Below are 20520 nucleotides of genomic sequence, written 5' to 3'. Positions count from 1 at the left end.
GGTGTTTACCCGGCGGCTGTAGGCTTCCCGGCCATCCAAGCCACCGGGGCCAAACGCATGTTCAAAGAGGGATCGCCGATCGCCTATGACGCGCCGGCCGAGCTGAAGAAATGGCCGTCGCTGAAGGGCGAGCGGCTGAAGGATCGGGGTCCGCCCTATCTCGTCTACAACGGCACGCTCGCCGAATGCGTCCGCGAGCTCATGGGCAAGCCGATCAAGGGCATCTCGCTCTACGACATCATGACGAAGCCGCAGGCCGCCTTCGACCAGACCGTGCTGTCGCCCGGCGATGCCGCCGAGATCGCGATGCGCAAGGATTTTCCCAAAGACTAGTTCGCCGCGCGCTTCGCAGCAGGCGTGCCCTGGCGCCGCGAGGAGGATTCCGTCGGCGCATCAACGAAGACGACCAGTGTGCCGCGCTTCACGTTCTCGCCGAGCACACGCGCGTCCCAATTGGTGAGACGGACGCAGCCATGCGACGCCGACTTGCTGACCTTGTCGGGCTCTGCCGTGCCGTGAATGCCGTAGCCCTGCGCCGACAGGCTGATCCAGTACGCTCCCACGGGATTGTTGGGCCCCGGCTGGATGTCGAACGGCCTGGTGGATTTGACGCTCTTGAACTTGTACTCGGGATTGTAATGGTAGGTCGGCTGCTCGTTCGTGCCGGTGACCTTCAGCGTCCCGGTCGGCGTCGGGCGATCCGGACTGCCGACCGACGCCGGATAGAACGCCAGCAGAGCGCCACTGGCGTCGAATGCTTTCAAGGTCCCGTGCGTCTTGTCGACCTCGAGCCGGGCGATGCGCGGCAGCTCGCGCCGTGCCGGAACGTTGGTAACGACGACCGTCTCTCCGGCCTTGTCGAACGCCTTGCTCGGATTGAGCGCCCTGAGCAGATCCGTGCTCATGTGGAATTTCTCGGCAAGTCCTTCGAGAGGGCTGGTGTAGCTCAGCGCCTTCAGCGATTTCATGGCGTCGAGCTTGCTCGGCAACTTCTCCAGGAAAGGCCCTTTCACATCCGCGTCCGTGATCTTGTAGTCGACGAGAACGGGGCCCTCGCTCGCTGCGGTCAGCTTGTCCCAGAGCTCCGGCGCCAGAACCTTGTCGGATGCGATGCCGTTCTGCTCCGCGAACGCCTTGAGCGCCTTCTGCGCGTTCTCGCCGAACTTTCCGTCGATCTCGCCGGGCGAGAATTGGGCGCGATCGAGCAGCACCTGAAGTTTCACCACGGCTGCATTCAGCTTGTCAGTGGCCGGCGGCTTCGCAGGACGCGCAGCCTCGTTCACCGCAGCCGGATCGAGATTGCCTGCGAAAGCCGGGCCGACGAGCCACAGCGAAATCAACGCGCCAAGCATCCATCGTATCGTCATCGCGCATCCCACTCGCAAGCGGCCCGCAAGACCGCGGAAGGTTTCTCTGCGGGAACACCGTAGTAACACCGAAGGAACCGAGGAGACCGCAGCTTTGCCGCAATCGGACGGTTAAGAACTTCCTATCGCCGGCGCATCGCTGGCCGTTCATCCCACAGTTCGAGGTTGTCCCCGCAAATGCGATTTGTCGTCGCGGCCTGCGCCGCGTTTCTGCTTCTGATGTGCGACCTCGATCCGTCGGCAACCCGGCAAGCATCACGTTTCGACACCACTGTTCTTCAGAACAATCATGCCTCGTCACTTGTTCCGGTGGTCGAACTCTTCGTCGCCAGCGTGCAGGCGATCGAGCTTGCCAACGCGCACGCGGCTTATGAGCAGGTGATCGAGCCACCGCGCGCGGTCGAGCCGGCGGTGCAGACGGAGCCGTCGCCGACCGAACGATTTTGTCACGCGCTGCGCCAGGCCGCCGAATCCAGCGGCATTCCGGTGCCGTTCTTCGCGCGCCTGATCTGGCAGGAGAGCCGCTTCAAGTCCAACGAGGTCAGCCATGCCGGCGCGCAGGGCGTCGCGCAGTTCATGCCGGAAACGGCCGCCGAGGTCGGGCTCGACGATCCCTTCGATCCGATGAAGGCGCTGCCGGCGTCGGCAAAATTCCTGCGCAAGCTGCGCGACGATTTCGGCAATCTCGGCCTTGCTGCCGCCGCCTACAATGCCGGTCCCGGCCGCATCCAGAAATGGCTCGCCAGGGAGAGCGAGCTGCCGCGCGAAACCCGCGACTATGTCCGGATCATCACCGGCACAAAGGCCGAAGACTGGATCGAACGGTCGGAGGCGCTCGCGATCAGGATCGACCTGCCGCGCGAAGCACCATGCGAAGGCATCGGCAGTCTTTCCAAGGCCAAGGACGTCGCCTGGGTACCGGTGAACCTGACGCCTTCGGTTGCGGGCATCATTCGCAAGGCCGAGCAACTCGCGGCGCGGCTGACGACGAACCGCGCGCGCAAGCGATTTGCAATCCTGCTGCGGAAGAATGCCACGGGCCCCGGCAAGGCACGCAGCATGATCGCGGCACGCGCGGCCGGAAAGAGCGCGAAGGCGCGCTCCGTTCGCATCGCATCGCGCGAACGGACGTCAGGCTAAAGCGCGATGCGATTAGGATGAATCGTCATCGCGTTTTAGGTTGTTGTTTGAGCATGATCATTTCGGAAAACCGCTTCACACTTTTCCGGATCATGCTCTAGTGATCGGAGCCGCTCGCTTGCGCGGCTCCGATCTCGATCGACCTAGTCGATCTCCTCGATCACCCGACGTTCGCGCGGCTCGATGACGTAGGTCCTGCTGTCGCGATGGATATAGCGATATTCGCGCAAGCCCGGCGCATCGCGGTAGACCGTGGTCGGGAATTCCTCGACCTCGACGGTCTCCGGGACCCGATCACCGATGCGCATCTCACTGCGTGCCGTGCTGCCGGTGGTCCGCGCCTCGCTACGTCCTTCGGTGCGGGTCTTCGCATGCTTGCGGATCACCTCGCGATCGCGGTCCGAGAACTTGCTGGCGCTGCGCTCGCGTGTGGTCGTCGTCGTTGTCGCCGTGGACTGGCCCGAATACGGCAGCACCGTTACGATCTTGTAGGTCGCCGGATCGACCACGACGATCTGATCTTTCACCAGCGCGAAGCTGTAGCCGCGATATTGCGGCACGATCTCGACCACGTCGGGCGGCAGTGTCGAGAGCTGCACGTCGCGCGGCACCACCGTGCCGACATTCAGCGAGAAATTGACGTTGGTCAGCGGCCGCACGTTGAGGTGCGAGATCGACGCGCTGATCTTGGTCTCCTGCTGCTTGCTGATATTGACGTCGGCCTGGGCGGCCGCCTGCGAGCTGGTGCCGGAACGCTCACCCTGTGCCTGGTTGGTTGGTGCCTGCTGGGCCTGGTTGGTTCCGGATGCGGCGGGTGCCTGCTGGGCCTGATTGTTGGTCGGCGGCGGATTGGACCGATCCTGCGCCTGGTTGGTATTCGCAGGAGGCGGGTTGGCGCTCTGCTGCGTTGCAGGCTGGTTGCCGGCTGCATTGGAATTTGCCGATCCGCTCTGGGACTGCGCGGTCGAGCCCGTATTGCCGGTGCCGGAGCCGGACGATGGTGGATTGGCCTGCGTGGTCTGTGCTGGCGTTCCCGACGTCGGGGATTGCTGCGGTTGCGATGTGGTCTGCTGCTTGTCCGCCGCGCTCGAGGGCGAGGTCGTGGATGGCGCGGTTGAATTCGACTGGGACTGCGGCGTCTGCTGAGACGGCGGATTCGTGCTGGGCGATTGCGCAAACGCGGCGCTCGCCAGCACCACCCCCAATGCGGTGGTTGTCAACAGGCGGATCATGGTTCACTCCCTTTCATCAAATGAACATGGCTACTAACCTGCGCTAAAACGCTCGGTTCCAGTTTTTCCCGAGGGAAGGCCGCGCCTCTTCTGCGGAACCTGCAATGCCATCGAAGAGTGCCGGGATCATCGCCTATCGCAAGCGTGGGAACATCGAGGTGCTCCTCGTCCATCCCGGAGGGCCGTTCTGGCGCAACAAGGATCTCGGCGCCTGGTCGATCCCGAAGGGCGAGTACGCGGACGGAGACGATGCAGAGGCCGCCGCGCGACGGGAGTTCGCCGAGGAGTTGGGACAGGAGCTGTCCGTGCCGCTGACCCCGCTTGGCGAGGTCAGGCAGCGCGGGGGCAAGCTCGTCACCGCCTTCGCGACAGAGCTCGATCTCGACGTGCGCCGCATCCGCAGCAACACGTTCGAAATGGAATGGCCGCCGCGCAGCGGCAAGCGGCAGGCCTTTCCGGAAGTCGACCGCGCCGAATGGTTCACGCTCGACGCGGCGCAGGAGAAGATCAACGCAGGACAACGTCCGCTGCTTGACCGGCTGAAGCAGCTGATCGGCGGATAGCGCGTCGCGCCCTATTCCGCCTTGATGTTCGCAGCCGCGACCACCTCGGCGAGTTCCTTGGTCTCCTTGGCGATCTTCGCGGCGTAGTCGGCCGGGCTGAGTACGCTGACGACGCCCTGCGAGCCGAGCTTCTCCTCGGCCGCCGGATCCTTGGCGGCGGCGACGATCTCCCGGTGCAGGGTTTCCAGGATCGGCGCGGGCGTCGCCTTCGGCATGAAGAAGCCAACCCAGAACGAGATGTCGAATCCGGGGTAGCCGGCTTCCGCCATCGTCGGCACATCAGGCAGCGCCGGCAGCCGCTCGGCCGAGGACACTGCCAGCGCGCGCAGCTTGCCGGCCTTGACCAGCGGCACGGCGGAGAGCGGATCGAACACCGCCAGCACCTCCTGCGCGAGGATGCCGACCTCGGCGGCCGAGCCGCCGCGATAGGGCACGTGGATCAGCTTGATGCCGGCCTTCTGGCTGAGCAGCTCCATGGCGAGATGGGCAAGATTGCCGTTGCCGCCGGAGCCGTAGGCGAGCGCGCCGGGCGCGGCCTTGGCCGCAGCGACGAGATCGGCCACCGACTTGATGTTCGCCGTCTTGGGATTCTCGGGATTGACAACGAGGACGAGCGGCGCGGACACGACGGTGGTGAGCGGCGTAAAGTCCACTTGCGGATCGTAGCGGATATCCCTGAACAGCGTCTTGTTCAGCGTGATCGTCGACGAGTTGCAGGCGAGCATGGTGTAGCCGTCCGCATCCGCGCGCGCGACGCCTTCGGCCGCGATCATGCCGTTGGCGCCGGCGCGGTTCTCGACCACGAAGGGCTGGCCGAGCTTGTTGCTGAGCCGATCGCCGATGATGCGCGCGACGACATCGACCGGCCCGCCCGCGCTGAAGCCGACCATGATCTTGACCGGCCGCGACGGATATTTCTGCGCGGGAGCCTCTGTCGCCAGCGCCGAGGCGCAAAGTCCTGCGATGACTGCCAGCAGGCGGGCCGTTCGTTGCATTCGTTCTCTCCCAGACCTCTTGGCGCCGCTTGTGCATGCTTGTTGGTGCGACGCCTCCGACGATCATGATGAGCGGCTGGACCGGATTTCGCAATCGCGTTTGCGTGCCGGCATTCCGCGGCACGGCACGTACGCGCCGCGTCCAAAACAAAAGTGTGAAAACAACCCCATGCACAGTAGACCGGCCCTGTCAGAACAAGGACTTGCGGGGCACGAACGAAGCTTTTCGGATTTACGAAATAAATCCTGGTGCGTCGGGCAAAACAGTGGCATACTGGCATCATCGCAACAATCGCGAGCGTCACGGCCTGCCAGGCCGAAGCCGTCCCGACCCCGTTGCGCCTAAACCCCTTCATCGACACTTCAAAATTCGCATTCGCGCGCAGCGGCGAACGGGCCGTTCGCGCCTGCGCCGGCAAAAGGACACAGCACATGACGACAGCTCTCGAACGCCACATCACTTCGCCGCTCGCGGCATCCGATCGCAGCGCCTCCGCCGCGAACCCGCGCGTAAAACTCTACAAGAGGCGCATTGCGATCAGCCATCCCGATCCGCACGCCGGCGAGCAGCTGCTGGTCGAGGCGCTCGGCGCCGCCGACCGTGACGCGATGCACGGCATATTGAGGCAATTGGTCAAGGCCAGTGTGGTCGGGCAGAAGCCCGACGAAGCCAACCTCGCCTTCATGATCTCGACGATCAGGAGCATCGCGCCGAAGGATTCCATCGAGGCCTTGCTGGTTTCCCAGATGGTGTCGGTGCACATGGCGGCGATGCGCTGTGCCTGCCGGCTCGCCTGCACCGACGATCTCGCGCAGCAGGAGGGCATCGCCCGCGCGTTGACCCGGCTGTCCCGCACCTTCGCCGCCCAGGTCGAGGCGCTCAATCGCCACCGCAACAGCGACGAGCGCGCGATCACGGTGCAGAACCTGTCGGTGCAGGACGGCGGACGGGCGATCGTGGGCAACGTCACGCAGCATGCGCATCTGATCGGTGCGGAGGCTGGCGCGAGCGGCGCAGGGCAAGAGATGCGCTGATGACCAGCCCCCACGCCCGCAATACCTCCTCGATGCAGGCCAGCCCTCGCTGCGGCGCCAGGACTCGCGATGGCAACCCTTGCCGCGCGCCGGCCGCGCGCGGCAAGGCGCGCTGCCGCATGCACGGCGGCGCACCGGGATGCGGCGCGCCGCCAGGAAACCGGAACGCACGCAAGCATGGGCTGTTCGCCAGAGACGCGATCAGCGAGCGGAGGCAGCTCGATTCGTTGCTGGATGATGCGCTCAAGTTGCTGCGGGAACTGAGATAAGGTCATGCGGCCGGCATGGATCACGGGGCGGATACTTCGACATTGGAAAAGCCCGTTGCATCGGAACTTCTCGCGGTAGCGTCACTTTGAATGAACAACGGAAGCATGCCCGATGAACGCCGAAACGGAACTCAAATTCCGCGTTGCGCCGCGAAAGCTGTCATCCGTCCTGCGCGATGGCGCGTTAAACGGACAGCGCGGCGACCGGTCGGAGCAGAATCTGGTGTCGATCTACTACGACACCAGCAAGCAGAAGCTCAGGCGACATGGCCTCACGCTCCGCGTCCGCAAGATCGGCGACCGCTACGTGCAGACCGTGAAGGCCGGTGGCTCCGGAACCCTGACGCGCGGCGAATGGGAACATGAGGTCGCAGGTACAAGGCCCGACTTCAAGAAGATCAAGAACACGCCTCTGGCGGATCTCGCGTCCAAGAAACTTCCGCGCAAGCTGCGGCCTGTGTTCCAGACCGAGGTCCATCGCACGACTGAGGCAAGGCGGGTGCGACGGAGCCAGATCGAGCTCGCCGTCGACCGTGGCCGTATCGGCGCCGGACGGCGCTCGCGGCCAGTCGCCGAGCTCGAGCTGGAACTGAAGTCCGGACAGGTCACCGACCTGTTCCGGCTGGCGCGCAATCTCGAACGCGGAACGGGTGCCGAGCTCGATCTGCGCTCGAAAGCCGAGCGTGGCTTTCAACTCGTGACGGGAAACGGCGCAGGGGCGCAGCATGCCGAGCCGATCGAGCTGAACTGCGAGCTGTCGCCGCACAATGCCTTCGGCGTCATCGCGCATTCGACGCTGCGTCAGATCACGGCAAATGCCGATCCCGTGCGGGACATGGATTCGCAAGGCGTCCACCAGATGCGCGTCGGCCTGCGGCGCTTACGGGCCGCGATCTCGCTGTTCTCCGACATCCTGCCGCGCGCCAGCACGGAGCGGATCAAGGCCGAGCTCAAATGGCTCACGGGCGAGCTGGCGCCGGCACGCGAGATCGACGTCTTCCTCAATGAAAGCATTCGGCCGATCGCCGATCAGGGCGTGCCGAAACGCGGCGCTCGCGCGATCGCCAAGAAGTTTTCCGCGGAGCGGAGGGCCGCCTTCGCGCGCGCCCGCAAGGCCGTCGAATCACCCCGCTACCGCCGCCTGCTGATCGACGTGATCGAGTGGATCGAGACCGGACAGTCCCGTGCCGACGACCACCGGTCGATTGCCGCCTACGCCGCGGCGGTGCTGGACCGCCGGATCAGGAAGGCGCGCAAGCAGGGCAAGCATCTGGACGATCTCGATCCGATGCAACGTCACAAGTTGCGCATCAGGATCAAGAAGATCCGATACGCCGTCGACTTCTTCATGAGCCTCTACAGTGATCGCGACCGCAAGCATCTCGCAAGCCTCTCCGGCCGGCTGAAGGCGATTCAATCCGCGCTGGGATCGCTCAACGACTTCATGACGCATCGTGAGCTGGCGACGGAGACGGCGTTGTCAGCGCCGCCGGCGAACCGGCGCGCCCAGGCCTTCGCATCGGGGTTCATCGTCGGCCGGGAGCGAGAGGCGGCGCGCAGCCTGATGAAAGACGCCGCCGGGGAGCTGCATCGATTGCACCGGCTGCGCGTCGCGCCGGGCAAGTGACCGTGGGAGAACCGGAATGTCATGGGTCGGCAGCTGGCGAAATCAATTCGGCTCCCTCTTGCGGATCACTGGCGACGCGGGCGGCCGTATCGAAGGGACGTTCGAGACGGCGCTCAAGGACAGCGGCTTCCACGGCCAATCGGTCCCGGTGATCGGATATCACAGGGGCAATTGTATCGGCTTTGTCGCCGTAGGCTCGTCTGCGACGGGCGACCGCGTGGTTTCGTACACGGGGCTCTTGCGGCATGGAAAGATGGAGACCGCCTGGTTCGTCGTCGCCGACCAGGCGCTGAGTGCCGCCAGCGAGGGCGAGCCTGCCAGGCTCAAGCCATTGAACTGGTGGCGCGCCGTCACAACCAACGTCGATACTTTCGAACGGATCTAGCGCCGCCCTCGCCTGATGGATCTTTGAGCCAGAAAGCTCGGTGCCGGAGCCATAGAGCTAGGGACGTGTGCTCGCCGGATCCACAGGGACAATCTGCAGCCCAGCTGCGTTCAGTGCTTCAGTGATTTGCTTGGCCAGCAGCTTGGCTTCTTCAGTTCCGATTTGAGCGTCGGGAAGGCCCTTGAAGAACGCGCAAACCGTCGTCGCTATGATGGTATTGACCTGGTGCGGATCAACCATTTGGTGCACGCGAAATTGCGAATGACTTCACCGGCTCGGTGGTGCGTCGGGCTGCAGGACCACGGTGGTCATCGCAAGCCAAAGAACGAAAGAATGGCCGCGATCACAACGATGAGCCCTATGAGGTAGATCAGGCCGTTCATCGCAATTCTCCTTTTCGACGTGATGGCTCGGATTCATTCGAGGGTCGTCGCCGCGTCCCTCGCACTACACTGCTGAACGGCCAGTTTTTCGAGCTCCACTTCCTTCTCGATGGTCGCTAGAGAGTTGCCGATCTTGTCGACGATCCTGACCAGATCGGCATTGGAGATGCGAAGCCGCCTGCGTACCGACTTGACCTGCTCAGCGTTCGCAAGATCGAGCGTCGTGCGAATGGGCCGTGGTGGTCTCGAGGACAGCCTGATCAGGTCTCCTTACCCGAGGTAAGAGAGACGATGATGTTTTGTTCCTACGTCCGCCGGCGGAAGTCCTCGATAACGAAAATGAGTATTCCGAGGCGACCACTGCAACTGTCGCGCGTACGGCGGAGGCACCCACGACACTCTATCACCGCGGCGTACCGCCATGGCTCCCTACCGCGCCCCGAACCGTTTCGAGGGAGGTACGTTGCAATGCGGCTCGCCTCTCGGCAATGGCATTGCTCAAGAGGTCGAGCACCAGTCCGAAGGCCGCGAGCTCCTCTTGCTCGATCGCGCCGTCATCATAGCATTCGAGCGTCTCGGCGATGATGGTATCGGCCTCGCGCTGCAACGCCACAAGCTCCTGACTGGATTCCGCGGTCCTCGCGCTGGAAACCATGGCCAGGATTCTGTTGCGATGGCTGGTGTTGTCGTCCCTTTCGTCGCGGTTCAAATAGCGGCGCAACCACGCGGCGGCGGAGCCGATTCCAGAGAGAAGCAGCAGCCCGAACCAGAAATAGTCGCCATACCGGTCGAGAAACGTGCGTTCGTTGCCGTCGATGACGGCCGCCGCGCCCCGGTGTACCTGCAGCTCGGCGTCCTTCTCGAGGTCGGGTTTGGTGATGTGTGCAGCGCCTGGGACCTGCCTCGCGATCGCCTGACGAACGGCAAAGAGCTGACGGAAGAACGCGGCGACCGTCGCTTCGGGCAAGCTCTTTCTCGCCACGATCAGATGGCTGACGCTGAGAGTTTCAACCTTGTCACCTGGCCAAGCCGGATCCGCATTGAAGATGCTCGGTGGAATCTCCTCCGATTCATACCGGGGATGCTTGATGGCGATCGCTTCCGATGCCTCGATGGCGAGAAACTTCGGCTCGCCGCGCGCCCGCGCCGTTGCGGCAACGGCATCGGATGTGATCTTGCTGTCGAGCGGCCCGACCGCCATGAAGGCATCGAGGGTGAGATCGCGCGCGAGCTCATCGATCTGGTCGGTGCCGAACTGCGCCACGGCGACCTTGTCGGGCTGCACTCCGGAAGCGCTCAGGATGACGCGCAGCAGCGCGGGATTCACCGGCGTCCGCCCGATCACGCCGACACGGCGCCCTGCAAGATCGGCGACCTCCTTGATCTTCGGCGACGGCTTTCTTTTCGAACTCCTGCCCGCAAGCCCGGAAGGTGCCCAGAGCACGACGAAGTTCTTGCGCACGACGGCGACGGTCTGCGCCTCGGCCGGCATGTCCAGGTCGCCGCGGCCGACGGCAAGATCGGCCTTGCCAGACCCAAGCAGGGCGAGAGCTTCCATCGCTCCGTCGGCCTTGATCGGACGCAGCCTGACAGTTCGGCTTTCGCTGCCGAACGCATCGGCCATCGCCTGAATGACTTTGTAATCGTCGCTGCCAGGCGGCCCGACGGCGATCCGGAGAATCTCCGGCCGCAACGCGTAATAGAGTGCCCCCGCTGCGACGCCGAAGACAAGAAAGCCAACGGCGAGAACAAACAGAAGGAAATTGCTCCTTCGCCGCTCTCGGCGGGCCGCGTCACTGGTCGTCTGACTTGGACTCTCGGACGAGGACATTGCCGCTGCCACCGCATGTCATGGCGCTCCTGGTCTGCAGGATACCACGTTTTTCCAGGGTAACGTCTCGGCGCTCGTTCTGGTTCACGACCACCGCGACATGGTCGGGACCAGAGAAGCCCCATTCCGGCATGAGGGGGTCCCGCTGCCGCCATTGGCGCCCGCCCCCGCGATCATGTAACCCCACCCAAAACCTTCTCGGGACGGGACGCTCATGACCACCGCCGCCAACGACGCGGGCACCGCCACCCGCGCGCTGATCTTCGCGCTGGTCGCGCTCGCCTGCGGGCACATGCTCTCCACCTTGCTGCGCACCATTCCGGCGGTGAGCCTCGACCTGATGGCAGCGGATTTCCACATCGAGCCGCAGGCGCTGGCGAGCCTCACGTCGGTCTATCACTTCGCTTTTGCGGCCTCGCAAATCCCGGTCGGTGCGGCGATGGACCGGTTCGGCGTGCGGCCGGTGTCGCTCGGTCTGCTGGCGGGAACCGTGTTCGGCGCGGTGGCCTCGGGGTTTGCGACGGGGCCTGAGAGCTTCGCCGTCGGGCAGCTGCTGCTCGGCGTCGCCACCTCGGGCATGCTGATGTGCCCGATGACGCTCGCAGCCAAGCAATTGTCGGCGGCGCGGTTCGGATTGTGGTCGGGCGCCATCCTCTCGATCGGCAATATCGGCATGCTGCTGTCGGCGAGCCCGCTCGCCTTCGTGATCGACACTTACGGCTGGCGCGCCGGGTTCTGGATCTCCGCCATTGGCGGCATCCTGGTCGCGCTCGCGGTGTTCGTGCTGGTGCCGCACCAGCCGGCCGAGCACAAGGACGATTCCTCGCCGCTGTCGCAGATGATCGATGTGGTCAGGCTCGGCCTGTCGCGGCCGCTGCGCGGCGTGATCGCGCTGGCGATGGTGTCGCTGGCGAGCACGCTGGTGCTGCGCGGCCTCTGGGGCGGGCCCTGGCTGATGGAGATCAAGGGACTGACGCGGGTCGAGGCCGGCAACCAGCTCGGTGCGTTCACGCTGGCGATGATCGCAGGCCCGCTGCTGGTCGGCATGATCGACCGCAGGCTCGGCCGCCGTCGTGAGCTGGTTGCCGGCACGCACGCGATCGCGGCGCTGCTGCTCGCGCTGATGGCGCTGGGAGCGCCGCACCTTGCCGTTGCATGGCTGTTCGGCGTGACCGTCATGCCGCCGTCCTACGATCTGGCATTGTTCGTGCTCATAGGGCTCTTCACCTCCGCGCAGCCGCTGCTGTTCGGCATGTCCAGGCAACTCGTGGACGCGCAGGTCGCGGGGAAAGCACTCGCGGCCGTCAATCTCGCCTTCTTTCTCGGCACCGCGCTGATGCAATCCGTCACCGGCGCGGTGGCCGCACTCGCGGGGCTGCCGGCGGTGCTGCTGTTCATGGCGGCGGCATTGGCGCTCGGCGTCGTGATCTTTTTGACTTACACGAGCGCGAGTTCGTAGGATGGGTAGAGCGAAGCGAAACCCATCGTTCTCGCCGGGAAGTGATGGGTTTCGCGAAGAGCTCTACCCATCCTACGAGTCAAGGAATTCGAGTCCATGCCTGTCGACACCAAAGCCGCCACCGATCGTCTCATGCGCTTCCTCGCCGTCGAGGGCGTCACCGGACAGGAGGCGGCGATCGGGCGGGAGCTCATTGCTGCGCTGAAGGAGGCCGGCGTGCCGGCGAAGACGATCCGGCTCGACGACGCCAATACGCGCATTCCGGTGCCGACCGAGACCGGCAACCTCATCGTCGACCTGCCCGGCCGCGGCGCGCTGCACAACCAGCCGCGCATCATGTTCATGACCCACATGGACACCGTGCCGCTCTGCGCCGGCGCCAAGCCCAAACTGTCCGGGCGCAAGATCGTCAACGAGGCGAAGACCGCGCTCGGCGGCGACAATCGTTGCGGTTGCGGCGTGCTGGTGACGCTGGCCGCCGAGCTCGCAAAGCAGAAGCTCGATCATCCGCCGATCACGCTCTTGTTCTGCGTGCGCGAGGAGAGCGGTCTCTACGGCGCGCGGCACGTCAAGCTCGACGAGCTCGGCTCGCCGGTGATGGCGTTCAACTATGACGGCGGCTCGGCCTCCAACGTCGTGATCGGGGCCGTCGGCGCCGACCGCTGGACCGTCGAGATCTTCGGCCGCGCTTCGCATGCCGGCGTCGCACCCGAGCGCGGCATCTCCTCGACCATGATCATGGCGCTGGCGCTTGCCGACGTGAAGGCCGGCGGCTGGTTCGGCAAGGTGGTGAAGGGCAAGAAGCAGGGCACCAGCAACGTCGGTCCTGTCACCGGCGGCGAAGGCCGCCCCGCGGGCGATGCCACCAACGTCGTCACCGACTACGTGCATGTGCGCGGCGAGAGCCGCAGCCATGACGGAAAATTCTTCAAGGAGATCACCAAGGCCTACAAGGCCGCGTTCGAGAAGGCGGCCAAGAAGGTCACCAACGCGCAAGGCAAGTCCGGCAAGGTCAAGTTCAAGGCCGAGACCGACTATTATCCGTTCCGCATGAAGGAGAATCTCCCGGTGGTCAAACGCGCGATCGAGGCGGTGTCTGCGGTCGGCGGAACGGCGAACGTGCGCGCCGCCAATGGCGGCCTGGACGCCAACTGGATGGTCCGCCACGGCGTTCCGACCGTGACCTTCGGTGCCGGCCAGAACGAGGCGCACACGGTCGACGAATGGATCAATCTCGACGAATACGACCGCGCCTGCGCGCTGGCGGTGCAACTCGCGACGATGGGTAGGGTGGGTTAGCCCCGCGGATCGCGCGTAGCGCAAACCGCTGGGCGTAACCCACCACTGTTCGCAACCGCGGTGACAGAAGAGGTGGGTTACGCCAGCGGCCTGCGCTTCGCGCAGCCGCTAGCTAACCCACCCTACGAAGAACGAAACAACAGGGAGGCGACATGCCGCGCATCGCTAACATCGAGACCGGGCTCTACCGGATCCCCCTCCCCATCACGCTGTCGGACTCCACGCACGGCGACATGTCGGCATTCGAGCTGATCACCTGCCGCGTCCGCGATGCCGACGGCGCCGAGGGCGTCGGCTACACCTATACGGTCGGGCGCAACGGCGGCGCTGTGGCCGACATTCTCAAGCGCGAGATCCCGCCACTCGCTGAAGGGCGCGAGGCCGACGCCACCGAGGCGGTCTGGCATCATGTCTGGTGGGGGCTGCATTATGGCGGCCGCGGCGGGCCGGCGGTGCTGGCGCTCTCGGCGCTCGACATCGCGCTGTGGGATTTGAAGGCGCGGCGCGCCAAGCTGCCGCTGTATCGATTGCTCGGCGGCTTCGATGCGCACGTGCCGTGCTATGCCGGGGGCATCGACCTCGATCTCTCCGTCGATGCGCTGCTCGAGCAGACCGACGGCAACCTCGCCAAGGGATTTCGCGCCATCAAGATGAAGGTCGGCCGGTCCGACCTCAAGTCCGACGTCGCGCGCGTCTCCGCGATGCGGCAACATCTCGGCGACGGCTTTCCGCTGATGGCGGACGCCAACATGAAATGGACGGTCGAGGAGGCGATCCGCGCCGCGCGCGCCTTCGTGCCCTATGACCTGACCTGGCTGGAGGAGCCGATCATTCCCGACGACGTCGCGGGGCACGTGCGCATCATGCAGGCCGGCGGCGTGCCGATCGCGGCTGGGGAGAATCTGCGCTCGCTGTGGGAGTTCAAGAACTACATCGCATCCGGCGCGGTGTCCTATCCTGAGCCCGACGTCACCAATTGCGGCGGCGTCAGTGCGTTCATGAAGATCGCGCGGCTGGCGGAAGCGTTCAACCTGCCGGTCACCAGCCACGGCGCGCACGACATCACCGTGCACCTGCTCGCGGCCTCCCCGAACCGCTCCTATCTGGAGGCGCACGGATTCGGGCTCGACAAGTACATCGAGCATCCGCTGGTGCTGAAGGACGGGCTGGCGCTGGCGCCTGACCGGCCGGGGCATGGGATCGGGTTCGACTGGAAGGGGCTGGCGAAGCTGGCGGCGTAGTGGTCCCTCACCTCTCCCGCTTGCGGGAGAGGTCGCGCCGAAGGCGCGGGTGAGGGTTCTCTCCTCTTGGGGAATCTCACTGCGGAGAGAGCCCCCTCCCCAACCCTCCCCCGCAAGCTGGGGAGGGAGCGCACCTTCTTCCGAGCTTGCACCGAACGACATTGCTGCACGCGAGGCATTCCAAGGCGCGGGGTGCATGGCGGTGATAATCCTTTATGGTGGCGGCAACCGACACCTTGCGAAAGATCCCCTGCCTTGTCCCCCGAACTGCACCAGAAACTGACCGCGTGGCGCCGGCACCTGCATGCGCATCCCGAACTGTCGCTCCAGGAAAAGGCCACCGCCGCCTTCGTGCAGGACAAGCTCACCGAGCTCGGCATTCCCTTCGAGGCCAATATCGGCGGCCCCGGCATCGTCGCGACCTTGACGCGCGGCCACGCGCACAGGCGGGTCGGCCTGCGCGCCGACATGGATGCGCTGCCGATCACCGAGGATACCGGCCTGCCCTACGCTTCGAAGACATCGGGCGTGATGCATGCATGCGGCCATGACGGCCATACCGCCGCGCTGCTGGGCGCCGCAGCGCTGCTCGCCACTGATGCCGATTGGAGCGGCGCGGTCGATTTCATCTTCCAGCCGGCCGAGGAAGGTTTTGGCGGCTCGCGCGCGATGGTCGCGGCCGGGCTGTTCGACCGTTTTCCGATGGAGCGGATATTCGGCTTCCACAACTGGCCGGGCCTTGCCGCCGGCACCATCGCCGTGCACGACGGCGTCGTCATGGCCTCCGGCGGGCGCATCACCATCACGATCGAGGGCCACGCCGGGCACGCCGGCATGCCGCATCTGACGCGCGATCCCGTGGTGGCGGCCGGGCATCTGATCGTCGCGTTGCAATCGGTCACCTCGCGCGGCGTCGATCCGCTCGACACCGCCGTGCTGTCGCTGTGCACGATCGAAGGCGGCACCGCGCCGAACCAGATCGCCGGACGCGTCACCATCCGCGGCACGCTGCGCTACCACCGCGAGGCGGTCAAGGACACCATCCTCGACGGCATCGCGCGCACCTGCGCCGGGATCGCGACCAGCTTCGGCGTCAAGGTCACGCCCGAGATCGTCTGGGGTGTCGGCGTCGTGATCAACACGCCTGATGAGGCCGACCTCGCGCGCATCGCCGCGGAGAAGGTGCAGGCGCCGGTGCGGCGCGATCTCGCGCCCAGCATGGCCGGCGAGGATTTTGCCCATTATCTGCAGCAGCGGCCGGGCGCCTTCGTCTGGATCGGCAATGGCGAGTTGCGCGACGGCGCGGAGCTGCACGGCCCGCGCTACGATTTCAACGACGCGATCCTGCCGGTGGCCTCGCGCTGGATGGCCGAGGTGGCCAAGGCGGCGCTGGCGACGAACTAACTTAGGAGATCTCGCGCGGCAGCTTCCAATCCGCCCGCGGTGCGAATGTCTCGTCGACGCGCTCGACGTGATAGCCGGCGGGCAAGAGGTGGCCGCCCTCCTCGTCCGCGACCGGGACATCGGTCACGAGGCCCTCGATCAAGGCGGCTTCCCACACCTCCTTCTCGGTCGGAAAGGGATTGCCGATCTGCTTGTTGCCTTCGAACAGCGCGTACATCGGTTCCGGTCCTCACGTTGATGCTCACGAGCAACGTATCGGCCGCACGGACGTTCCCCCCGGCAAATGGCAACGGATGGCACGTGAAACATGGCGCGCGTTCTGATCGGAACTTCGGGCTGGCACTACGCCTCCTGGCGCGGCCCGTTCTTCCCCGAGGGCGTGACGCTGAAGCAGCAGCTTCGCTACTATGCCGGGCAGTTCGACACCACGGAGCTGAACGGGGTGTTCTACCGCACGCCGACGCCGGAGGCGGTGACGGGATGGCGGGAGCAGACCGGGCGCGATTTCGTGTTCGCCTGGAAGGCCTCGAAATTCATCACGCACTGGAAGCGCCTGTCCGACCGCTCCGTCAACAGCCTCGAGCTGCTCGAGGACCGCATCTCCAGGCTCGGCGGCAAGGCCGGCCCGATCCTATTCCAGCTGCCGCCGCAATTCGAGGCGAATGCGGACCGGCTCGCCTCGTTCTTCAAGCTATTGTCGCGGAAACGGCGCTACAGTTTCGAATTCCGACATCCGAGCTGGTATCAGCCGCGCATCCTGCGGATGCTGACCGAGGAGAACATCTCGCTGTGCCTGTCCGACCATCACGATGCGCCGGCACCGTGGAAGCGCACGGCGGATTTCGTCTATGTGCGCGGACACGGGCCGAGCGGGCGCTATCACGGGCATTATACCAAGGCCACGCTGGCGCAATGGGCCAAGCGCATCAAGTCGTGGAAGCGGCAGGGCTGCGACGTCTACGTTTATTTCGACAACGACCAGAAGAGCGCAGCGCCGGCCGACGCAAAGGCGTTGAAGCAGCTGTTGTGATGCCTAAGCTGGTGTGATGCCTAGATGACACCGCCTTGCCGCAGCGCCGCGATCGCGGCCGCATCATATCCGAGCTCGGCGAGGACGAGATCGGTGTGCTCGCCGAGCGTCGGCGGGCGGCGCGCGATCTCGCCCGGCGTTTCCGAGAGCCGGACCGCGGCCCGTGTCACCGGTGCCGGTTTCGGAAGTCCCGGATAGTCGACGTCCTGCATGAAGCCGGCGGCGCGGATGTGCGGGTGATCCAGCGCCTGTTGCGGTGAGAGCACGGGGCCGGTCGGGATCATCGCCTGGCCCAAGGTATCGACCGCCTCCTGCGTGGTCCGCTCGGCGCACCAGCGCGCCATCCGCTCGCTGATGATGCGGCCGTTGTTGCCGCGGCTGATGTCGTCGGCAAAGCGCGGATCGTTCAGCCACACCTCCTCCTCGCCCATCAGCCGCGCCCAGCGCTTGAACAGCGGATGGCCGGTGACCTGGCACAGCACCCAGCCGTCCTTGGTGCGGTAGATGTCGGCGGGCGCTGCGGTCTGGCCGAGATTGCCGGTCGGCACGCGGTTGACGTTGATGACGGCCTGCTCGATCAGGGTCGCATTGGTGAAGGACAAAGCGGTTGCGAGCAGCGCGCCCTCGACGATCTGCCCGCGCCCGGATTTGCCGCGCTCGATCAGCGCGGCAAGCGTGCCGAACGCGCAATGCAGCGCGGTGCCGAAATCGACCCAGTTCACCGCCGCGCGATACGGCGGATCGCCGGCGCCGGTCATGTACACCGATCCCGACATGACCTGCCCGACGCCGTCGAAGCCGACGCGGTCGGACCACGGTCCCGGCCCGCCAAACGCGGTAGCCGTGGTCAGGATGATGTCGGGCTTGATCGCCTTCAAGGATTCATAGTCGAGCTTCATGGCGCGCAGGGTCTGCGGCGGCAGATTGGCGACCACGACGTCCGCGGTCGCGATCAGGCGGCGCATCACCTCCTGCCCGTCCGGCTTCATCGGATCGAGCGTGACGCACTTCTTGTTGCGGTTGACCTGGAGGAACAGCGCGCCCTCGCCGCCTTCACCGACCGGTGCCACGAAGCGATCCTCGCTGCCGTCGCGCTTCTCGACGCGAATGACCTCGGCGCCGAATTCGGCCAGCAAGGTCGCGCAATAGGGCCCTGCGATGTAGCGCCCGAAATCGAGCACGCGCACGCCCTCCAAAACTCCTCCCATCGAACCCTTCCCTGTTATTTGTTGCAGATTACAGGGACTGGCCGCCAGGGCAAGTTGGGAAGCGCGATGCGCGTGCGACTTTCATCATCGCATCGCGAACAGCTCCTGATGAAACCGCTGTTCGACGGGGAAGCCGTGCGCGCCGAAGTCGCGCCTGAGCGCTTCGCCGAAAGCCGCCGGACCACAGAACCAGATGCTCGCCTGGCGCCATTGCGGTACGGCTTCGCGAATGCGCTCGCCGGTTAGTCGTCCATCGCGGGCGTCGATGAGGACGTGGAGGCGAACATTCGCCAAGCGCGCATCTGCTGCAAGCTTGCCGAGGGCTTCTTCATCCACATCGGCGGTGGTGTGAAAGAGGTCAACCGTCTGCGCGACCGAGCGGCCAGCAACGTTGCTCATGGCCGCATGCTTCATGCGGGCAACGAAGGGGGTGATGCCGATACCGCCGCCGATCCAAATCTGGTGCGGGCAATCGTCGTCGAACGTGAAGCGGCCATAGGGCCCCTCCACCTTCACGTCCTGCCCGACACGCAGCTTTTCCCGCAGCCGGCTGGTGTGGTCCCCAAGCTCCTTGGTGATGAAGACGATCCTGGGATCCGCCGCGTTCCAGCCCGAGGCGATGGTGTAGGGATGAGCGCCCTCGGAGACATCGGACGTGGCGAAGGCGAACTGGCCTGCCCGATGCCCCGGCCAGCCATGGGGCACCTCGATCTCAGTCTCGATTGCTCTGACGCCGGGATAATATTTCAGCGAGGTGATCCTGCCTTGGACCTGGCGTCGAGCCCCGATGCGCCGCATCATGGTCACAGCTGCCGCCCATATCCCGAACGCCAGCAGAGCCCCCACGATCAAACCCAGCGGCGAGTTCCAGTAGCTGAACTTCATCAGCGTGACCGCATGAAAGACCAGGACCAGATAGGCGACGGCGAGCAGCCGATGCGTCTTATAGAAGAGCCGATAGGGGAACGTTTGAATGAGCGCCAAAGCGATTAGCACGACAGCGCCGTAGAAGGCCCACTCGCCCAGCCCCTCCGCCGCTCCATGCAGGCCGTTAAAGAAGGCCTCGATCGGATTTTCGATGATGGGCCTTGGTCCACGCTGTGGTCGGGTCAGCAAACCCCAACCGACCGCCCATTTCGGACCATTAGCCCAGAGCCAATGGACCACCGCCGTCACAAGGGCCGCGATCCCGAACCATTTGTGCAAGCGATACATCTTGTCGAGACCACCCAGCCACGGCTCCGGCCAGCGCGGGCGCAGCGCTAGGATCATCGCCAGGCTCATGCAGCCGATCGCCAGGACGCCGCTCAATTGCACCATCCTCTCGCGAAGCGGGAAGAAAGAACCTGAGCCGAGTGGCTGGGGTTCCGCGGCCAACCACAGCAGGACGAGAATCACCAGAGCGCCCCAAAATACCCGTTTGAGCTTGTGCATGCTGTCCTTCCCTCACGAGGCTGCCGCGCCAGCTTGAGCCGATTGGACTGCGTTGCATTGAGCTGACTCAAGAGCCGGCTACCTGACGACGTCTGATGGCTCGCTCTCAAGGTATCCTGCGTCGCGCCGCAGCAGCTTATTCCCCTCGCGATTTGCTCCAGCGCAAACTCCTGCCCCTCACGATCTCCCACATGAAAGCAAACCAGCTTTTCGGAGGAAGTCCCGTGATCATCTCAACCAAGTCGCTCATGCTGGCAGCCCTCACGCTCTGTCTTGCCCTTGGACAGCCTGCCCTCGCCGCCGGGCCACACGCGCATGAAGGACCAACCGCGACCGCGCGTCCGCAGCTCGACCACGGCAAGAAGTGGCCGACTGATGATGTCTTGCGCCGCGGCATGGACGACATCGCTCTCGCGATGAGACAATCGCTGGCTCCCATTCACAGCAATGTGTTTACGCCTGCGCAATACGAGGCTCCGGCAGCGCGAATCCAGGGGCGGATCGATGACGTCGTGGCAAACTGCAAGCTGCCCGAGCAGGCCGACCAGCAACTTCACCTCGTCCTCGAGCAGTCATCGACGGCGCGGCGAATATGAAAGCCGGGACCAGCCGCGATCG

Annotated in this window: 21 protein-coding genes; 13 read left to right on the top strand and 8 right to left on the bottom strand. The window is 65.0% G+C overall.

The window, feature by feature from the left end; genetic code table 11:
- Positions 1-57 precede the first annotated feature (57 nt).
- Positions 58-333 carry a hypothetical protein gene (locus tag N2604_RS14130; RefSeq protein ID WP_260375233.1) on the top strand — a complete coding sequence of 92 codons (276 nt, stop codon included), beginning with the start codon at positions 58-60 and terminating at the stop codon, positions 331-333.
- Here the strand turns inward: N2604_RS14130 and N2604_RS14125 are convergent.
- Positions 330-1367, bottom strand: coding sequence for a L,D-transpeptidase family protein (locus N2604_RS14125; RefSeq protein ID WP_260375232.1), 1038 nt, complete (start codon positions 1365-1367; stop codon positions 330-332). The genes N2604_RS14130 and N2604_RS14125 overlap by 4 nt on opposite strands.
- A 177-nt stretch (positions 1368-1544) precedes the next feature.
- On the opposite strand from N2604_RS14125, the gene N2604_RS14120 reads away from it, so the two are divergent.
- Positions 1545-2507 carry a lytic transglycosylase domain-containing protein gene (locus N2604_RS14120; RefSeq protein ID WP_260375231.1) on the top strand — a complete coding sequence of 321 codons (963 nt, stop codon included), beginning with the start codon at positions 1545-1547 and terminating at the stop codon, positions 2505-2507.
- Positions 2508-2650: 143 nt separating this feature from the next.
- On the opposite strand, the gene N2604_RS14115 is transcribed toward N2604_RS14120, so the two are convergent.
- Positions 2651-3739, bottom strand: a complete 1089-nt coding sequence (locus tag N2604_RS14115) for a DUF1236 domain-containing protein (protein WP_260375230.1) — start codon at positions 3737-3739, stop codon at positions 2651-2653.
- A 104-nt stretch (positions 3740-3843) separates the two neighbouring features.
- On the opposite strand from N2604_RS14115, the gene N2604_RS14110 reads away from it, so the two are divergent.
- Entirely contained in the window at positions 3844-4302 is a 459-nt protein-coding gene (locus tag N2604_RS14110; RefSeq protein ID WP_260375229.1) for an NUDIX domain-containing protein, read from the top strand.
- Between the two features lie 11 nt (positions 4303-4313).
- On the opposite strand, the gene N2604_RS14105 is transcribed toward N2604_RS14110, so the two are convergent.
- Positions 4314-5297, bottom strand: a complete 984-nt coding sequence (locus tag N2604_RS14105) for a tripartite tricarboxylate transporter substrate binding protein (RefSeq protein WP_260375228.1) — start codon at positions 5295-5297, stop codon at positions 4314-4316.
- Between the two features lie 432 nt (positions 5298-5729).
- On the opposite strand from N2604_RS14105, the gene N2604_RS14100 reads away from it, so the two are divergent.
- The 4 genes from N2604_RS14100 to N2604_RS14085 all read left to right on the top strand — a co-directional run bounded on the left by N2604_RS14100 (position 5730) and on the right by N2604_RS14085 (position 8613).
- Positions 5730-6332 (top strand): hypothetical protein, encoded by a 603-nt coding sequence (locus N2604_RS14100; protein ID WP_260375227.1) that lies wholly within the window; start codon positions 5730-5732, stop codon positions 6330-6332.
- Entirely contained in the window at positions 6332-6601 is a 270-nt protein-coding gene (locus tag N2604_RS14095; protein ID WP_260375226.1) for an HGGxSTG domain-containing protein, read from the top strand. Before N2604_RS14100 ends, N2604_RS14095 begins: the two co-directional genes overlap by 1 nt.
- A 112-nt stretch (positions 6602-6713) precedes the next feature.
- Entirely contained in the window at positions 6714-8228 is a 1515-nt protein-coding gene (locus tag N2604_RS14090; protein ID WP_260375225.1) for a CYTH and CHAD domain-containing protein, read from the top strand.
- Between the two features lie 16 nt (positions 8229-8244).
- Positions 8245-8613, top strand: coding sequence for an avidin/streptavidin family protein (locus N2604_RS14085; protein WP_260375224.1), 369 nt, complete (start codon positions 8245-8247; stop codon positions 8611-8613).
- A gap of 57 nt (positions 8614-8670) precedes the next feature.
- Here the strand turns inward: N2604_RS14085 and N2604_RS14080 are convergent, their stop codons facing one another.
- Both N2604_RS14080 and N2604_RS14075 read right to left on the bottom strand, forming a co-directional pair.
- Positions 8671-8853 (bottom strand): hypothetical protein, encoded by a 183-nt coding sequence (locus N2604_RS14080; RefSeq protein ID WP_260375223.1) that lies wholly within the window; start codon positions 8851-8853, stop codon positions 8671-8673.
- 546 nt (positions 8854-9399) lie between these two features.
- The gene (locus N2604_RS14075; protein ID WP_260375222.1) at positions 9400-10827 is read right to left on the bottom strand and encodes a TAXI family TRAP transporter solute-binding subunit; all 1428 of its coding nucleotides are present in this window, start codon (positions 10825-10827) and stop codon (positions 9400-9402) included.
- A gap of 214 nt (positions 10828-11041) precedes the next feature.
- On the opposite strand from N2604_RS14075, the gene N2604_RS14070 reads away from it, so the two are divergent.
- The 4 genes from N2604_RS14070 to N2604_RS14055 all read left to right on the top strand — a co-directional run bounded on the left by N2604_RS14070 (position 11042) and on the right by N2604_RS14055 (position 16230).
- Positions 11042-12286, top strand: a complete 1245-nt coding sequence (locus N2604_RS14070) for an MFS transporter (RefSeq protein WP_260375221.1) — start codon at positions 11042-11044, stop codon at positions 12284-12286.
- A gap of 96 nt (positions 12287-12382) precedes the next feature.
- Positions 12383-13585, top strand: coding sequence for a M20/M25/M40 family metallo-hydrolase (locus tag N2604_RS14065; RefSeq protein WP_260375220.1), 1203 nt, complete (start codon positions 12383-12385; stop codon positions 13583-13585).
- A gap of 152 nt (positions 13586-13737) precedes the next feature.
- Positions 13738-14826, top strand: coding sequence for a mandelate racemase/muconate lactonizing enzyme family protein (locus tag N2604_RS14060; RefSeq protein ID WP_260375219.1), 1089 nt, complete (start codon positions 13738-13740; stop codon positions 14824-14826).
- A gap of 255 nt (positions 14827-15081) precedes the next feature.
- The gene (locus tag N2604_RS14055) at positions 15082-16230 is read left to right on the top strand and encodes an amidohydrolase (protein ID WP_260375218.1); all 1149 of its coding nucleotides are present in this window, start codon (positions 15082-15084) and stop codon (positions 16228-16230) included.
- A gap of 1 nt (position 16231) precedes the next feature.
- On the opposite strand, the gene N2604_RS14050 is transcribed toward N2604_RS14055, so the two are convergent.
- Positions 16232-16447: a hypothetical protein gene (locus N2604_RS14050; protein ID WP_260375217.1), complete on the bottom strand. Its 216-nt coding sequence runs from the start codon at positions 16445-16447 to the stop codon at positions 16232-16234.
- Between the two features lie 90 nt (positions 16448-16537).
- Here N2604_RS14050 and N2604_RS14045 point away from each other — a divergent pair, with 90 nt between their 5' ends.
- Entirely contained in the window at positions 16538-17260 is a 723-nt protein-coding gene (locus tag N2604_RS14045) for a DUF72 domain-containing protein (RefSeq protein ID WP_260375216.1), read from the top strand.
- A 20-nt stretch (positions 17261-17280) separates the two neighbouring features.
- Here the strand turns inward: N2604_RS14045 and N2604_RS14040 are convergent, their stop codons facing one another.
- Both N2604_RS14040 and N2604_RS14035 read right to left on the bottom strand, forming a co-directional pair.
- A complete protein-coding gene (locus N2604_RS14040) occupies positions 17281-18468 on the bottom strand; it encodes a CaiB/BaiF CoA-transferase family protein (protein WP_260375215.1) in 1188 nt (395 codons plus the stop codon).
- Positions 18469-18552: 84 nt separating this feature from the next.
- Positions 18553-19902 (bottom strand): ferric reductase-like transmembrane domain-containing protein, encoded by a 1350-nt coding sequence (locus N2604_RS14035; RefSeq protein ID WP_260375214.1) that lies wholly within the window; start codon positions 19900-19902, stop codon positions 18553-18555.
- Positions 19903-20093: 191 nt separating this feature from the next.
- Between N2604_RS14035 and N2604_RS14030 the strand changes: the two genes are divergently transcribed.
- Entirely contained in the window at positions 20094-20498 is a 405-nt protein-coding gene (locus tag N2604_RS14030) for a hypothetical protein (RefSeq protein WP_260375213.1), read from the top strand.
- Positions 20499-20520: the final 22 nt, after the last annotated feature.

It is taken from the genome of Bradyrhizobium sp. CB1015 (assembly GCF_025200925.1).
Lineage (GTDB): Bacteria > Pseudomonadota > Alphaproteobacteria > Rhizobiales > Xanthobacteraceae > Bradyrhizobium.
The sequence above is the reverse complement of the archived record's forward strand: the minus strand, read 5'-3'. Positions and strand labels throughout refer to the sequence as shown.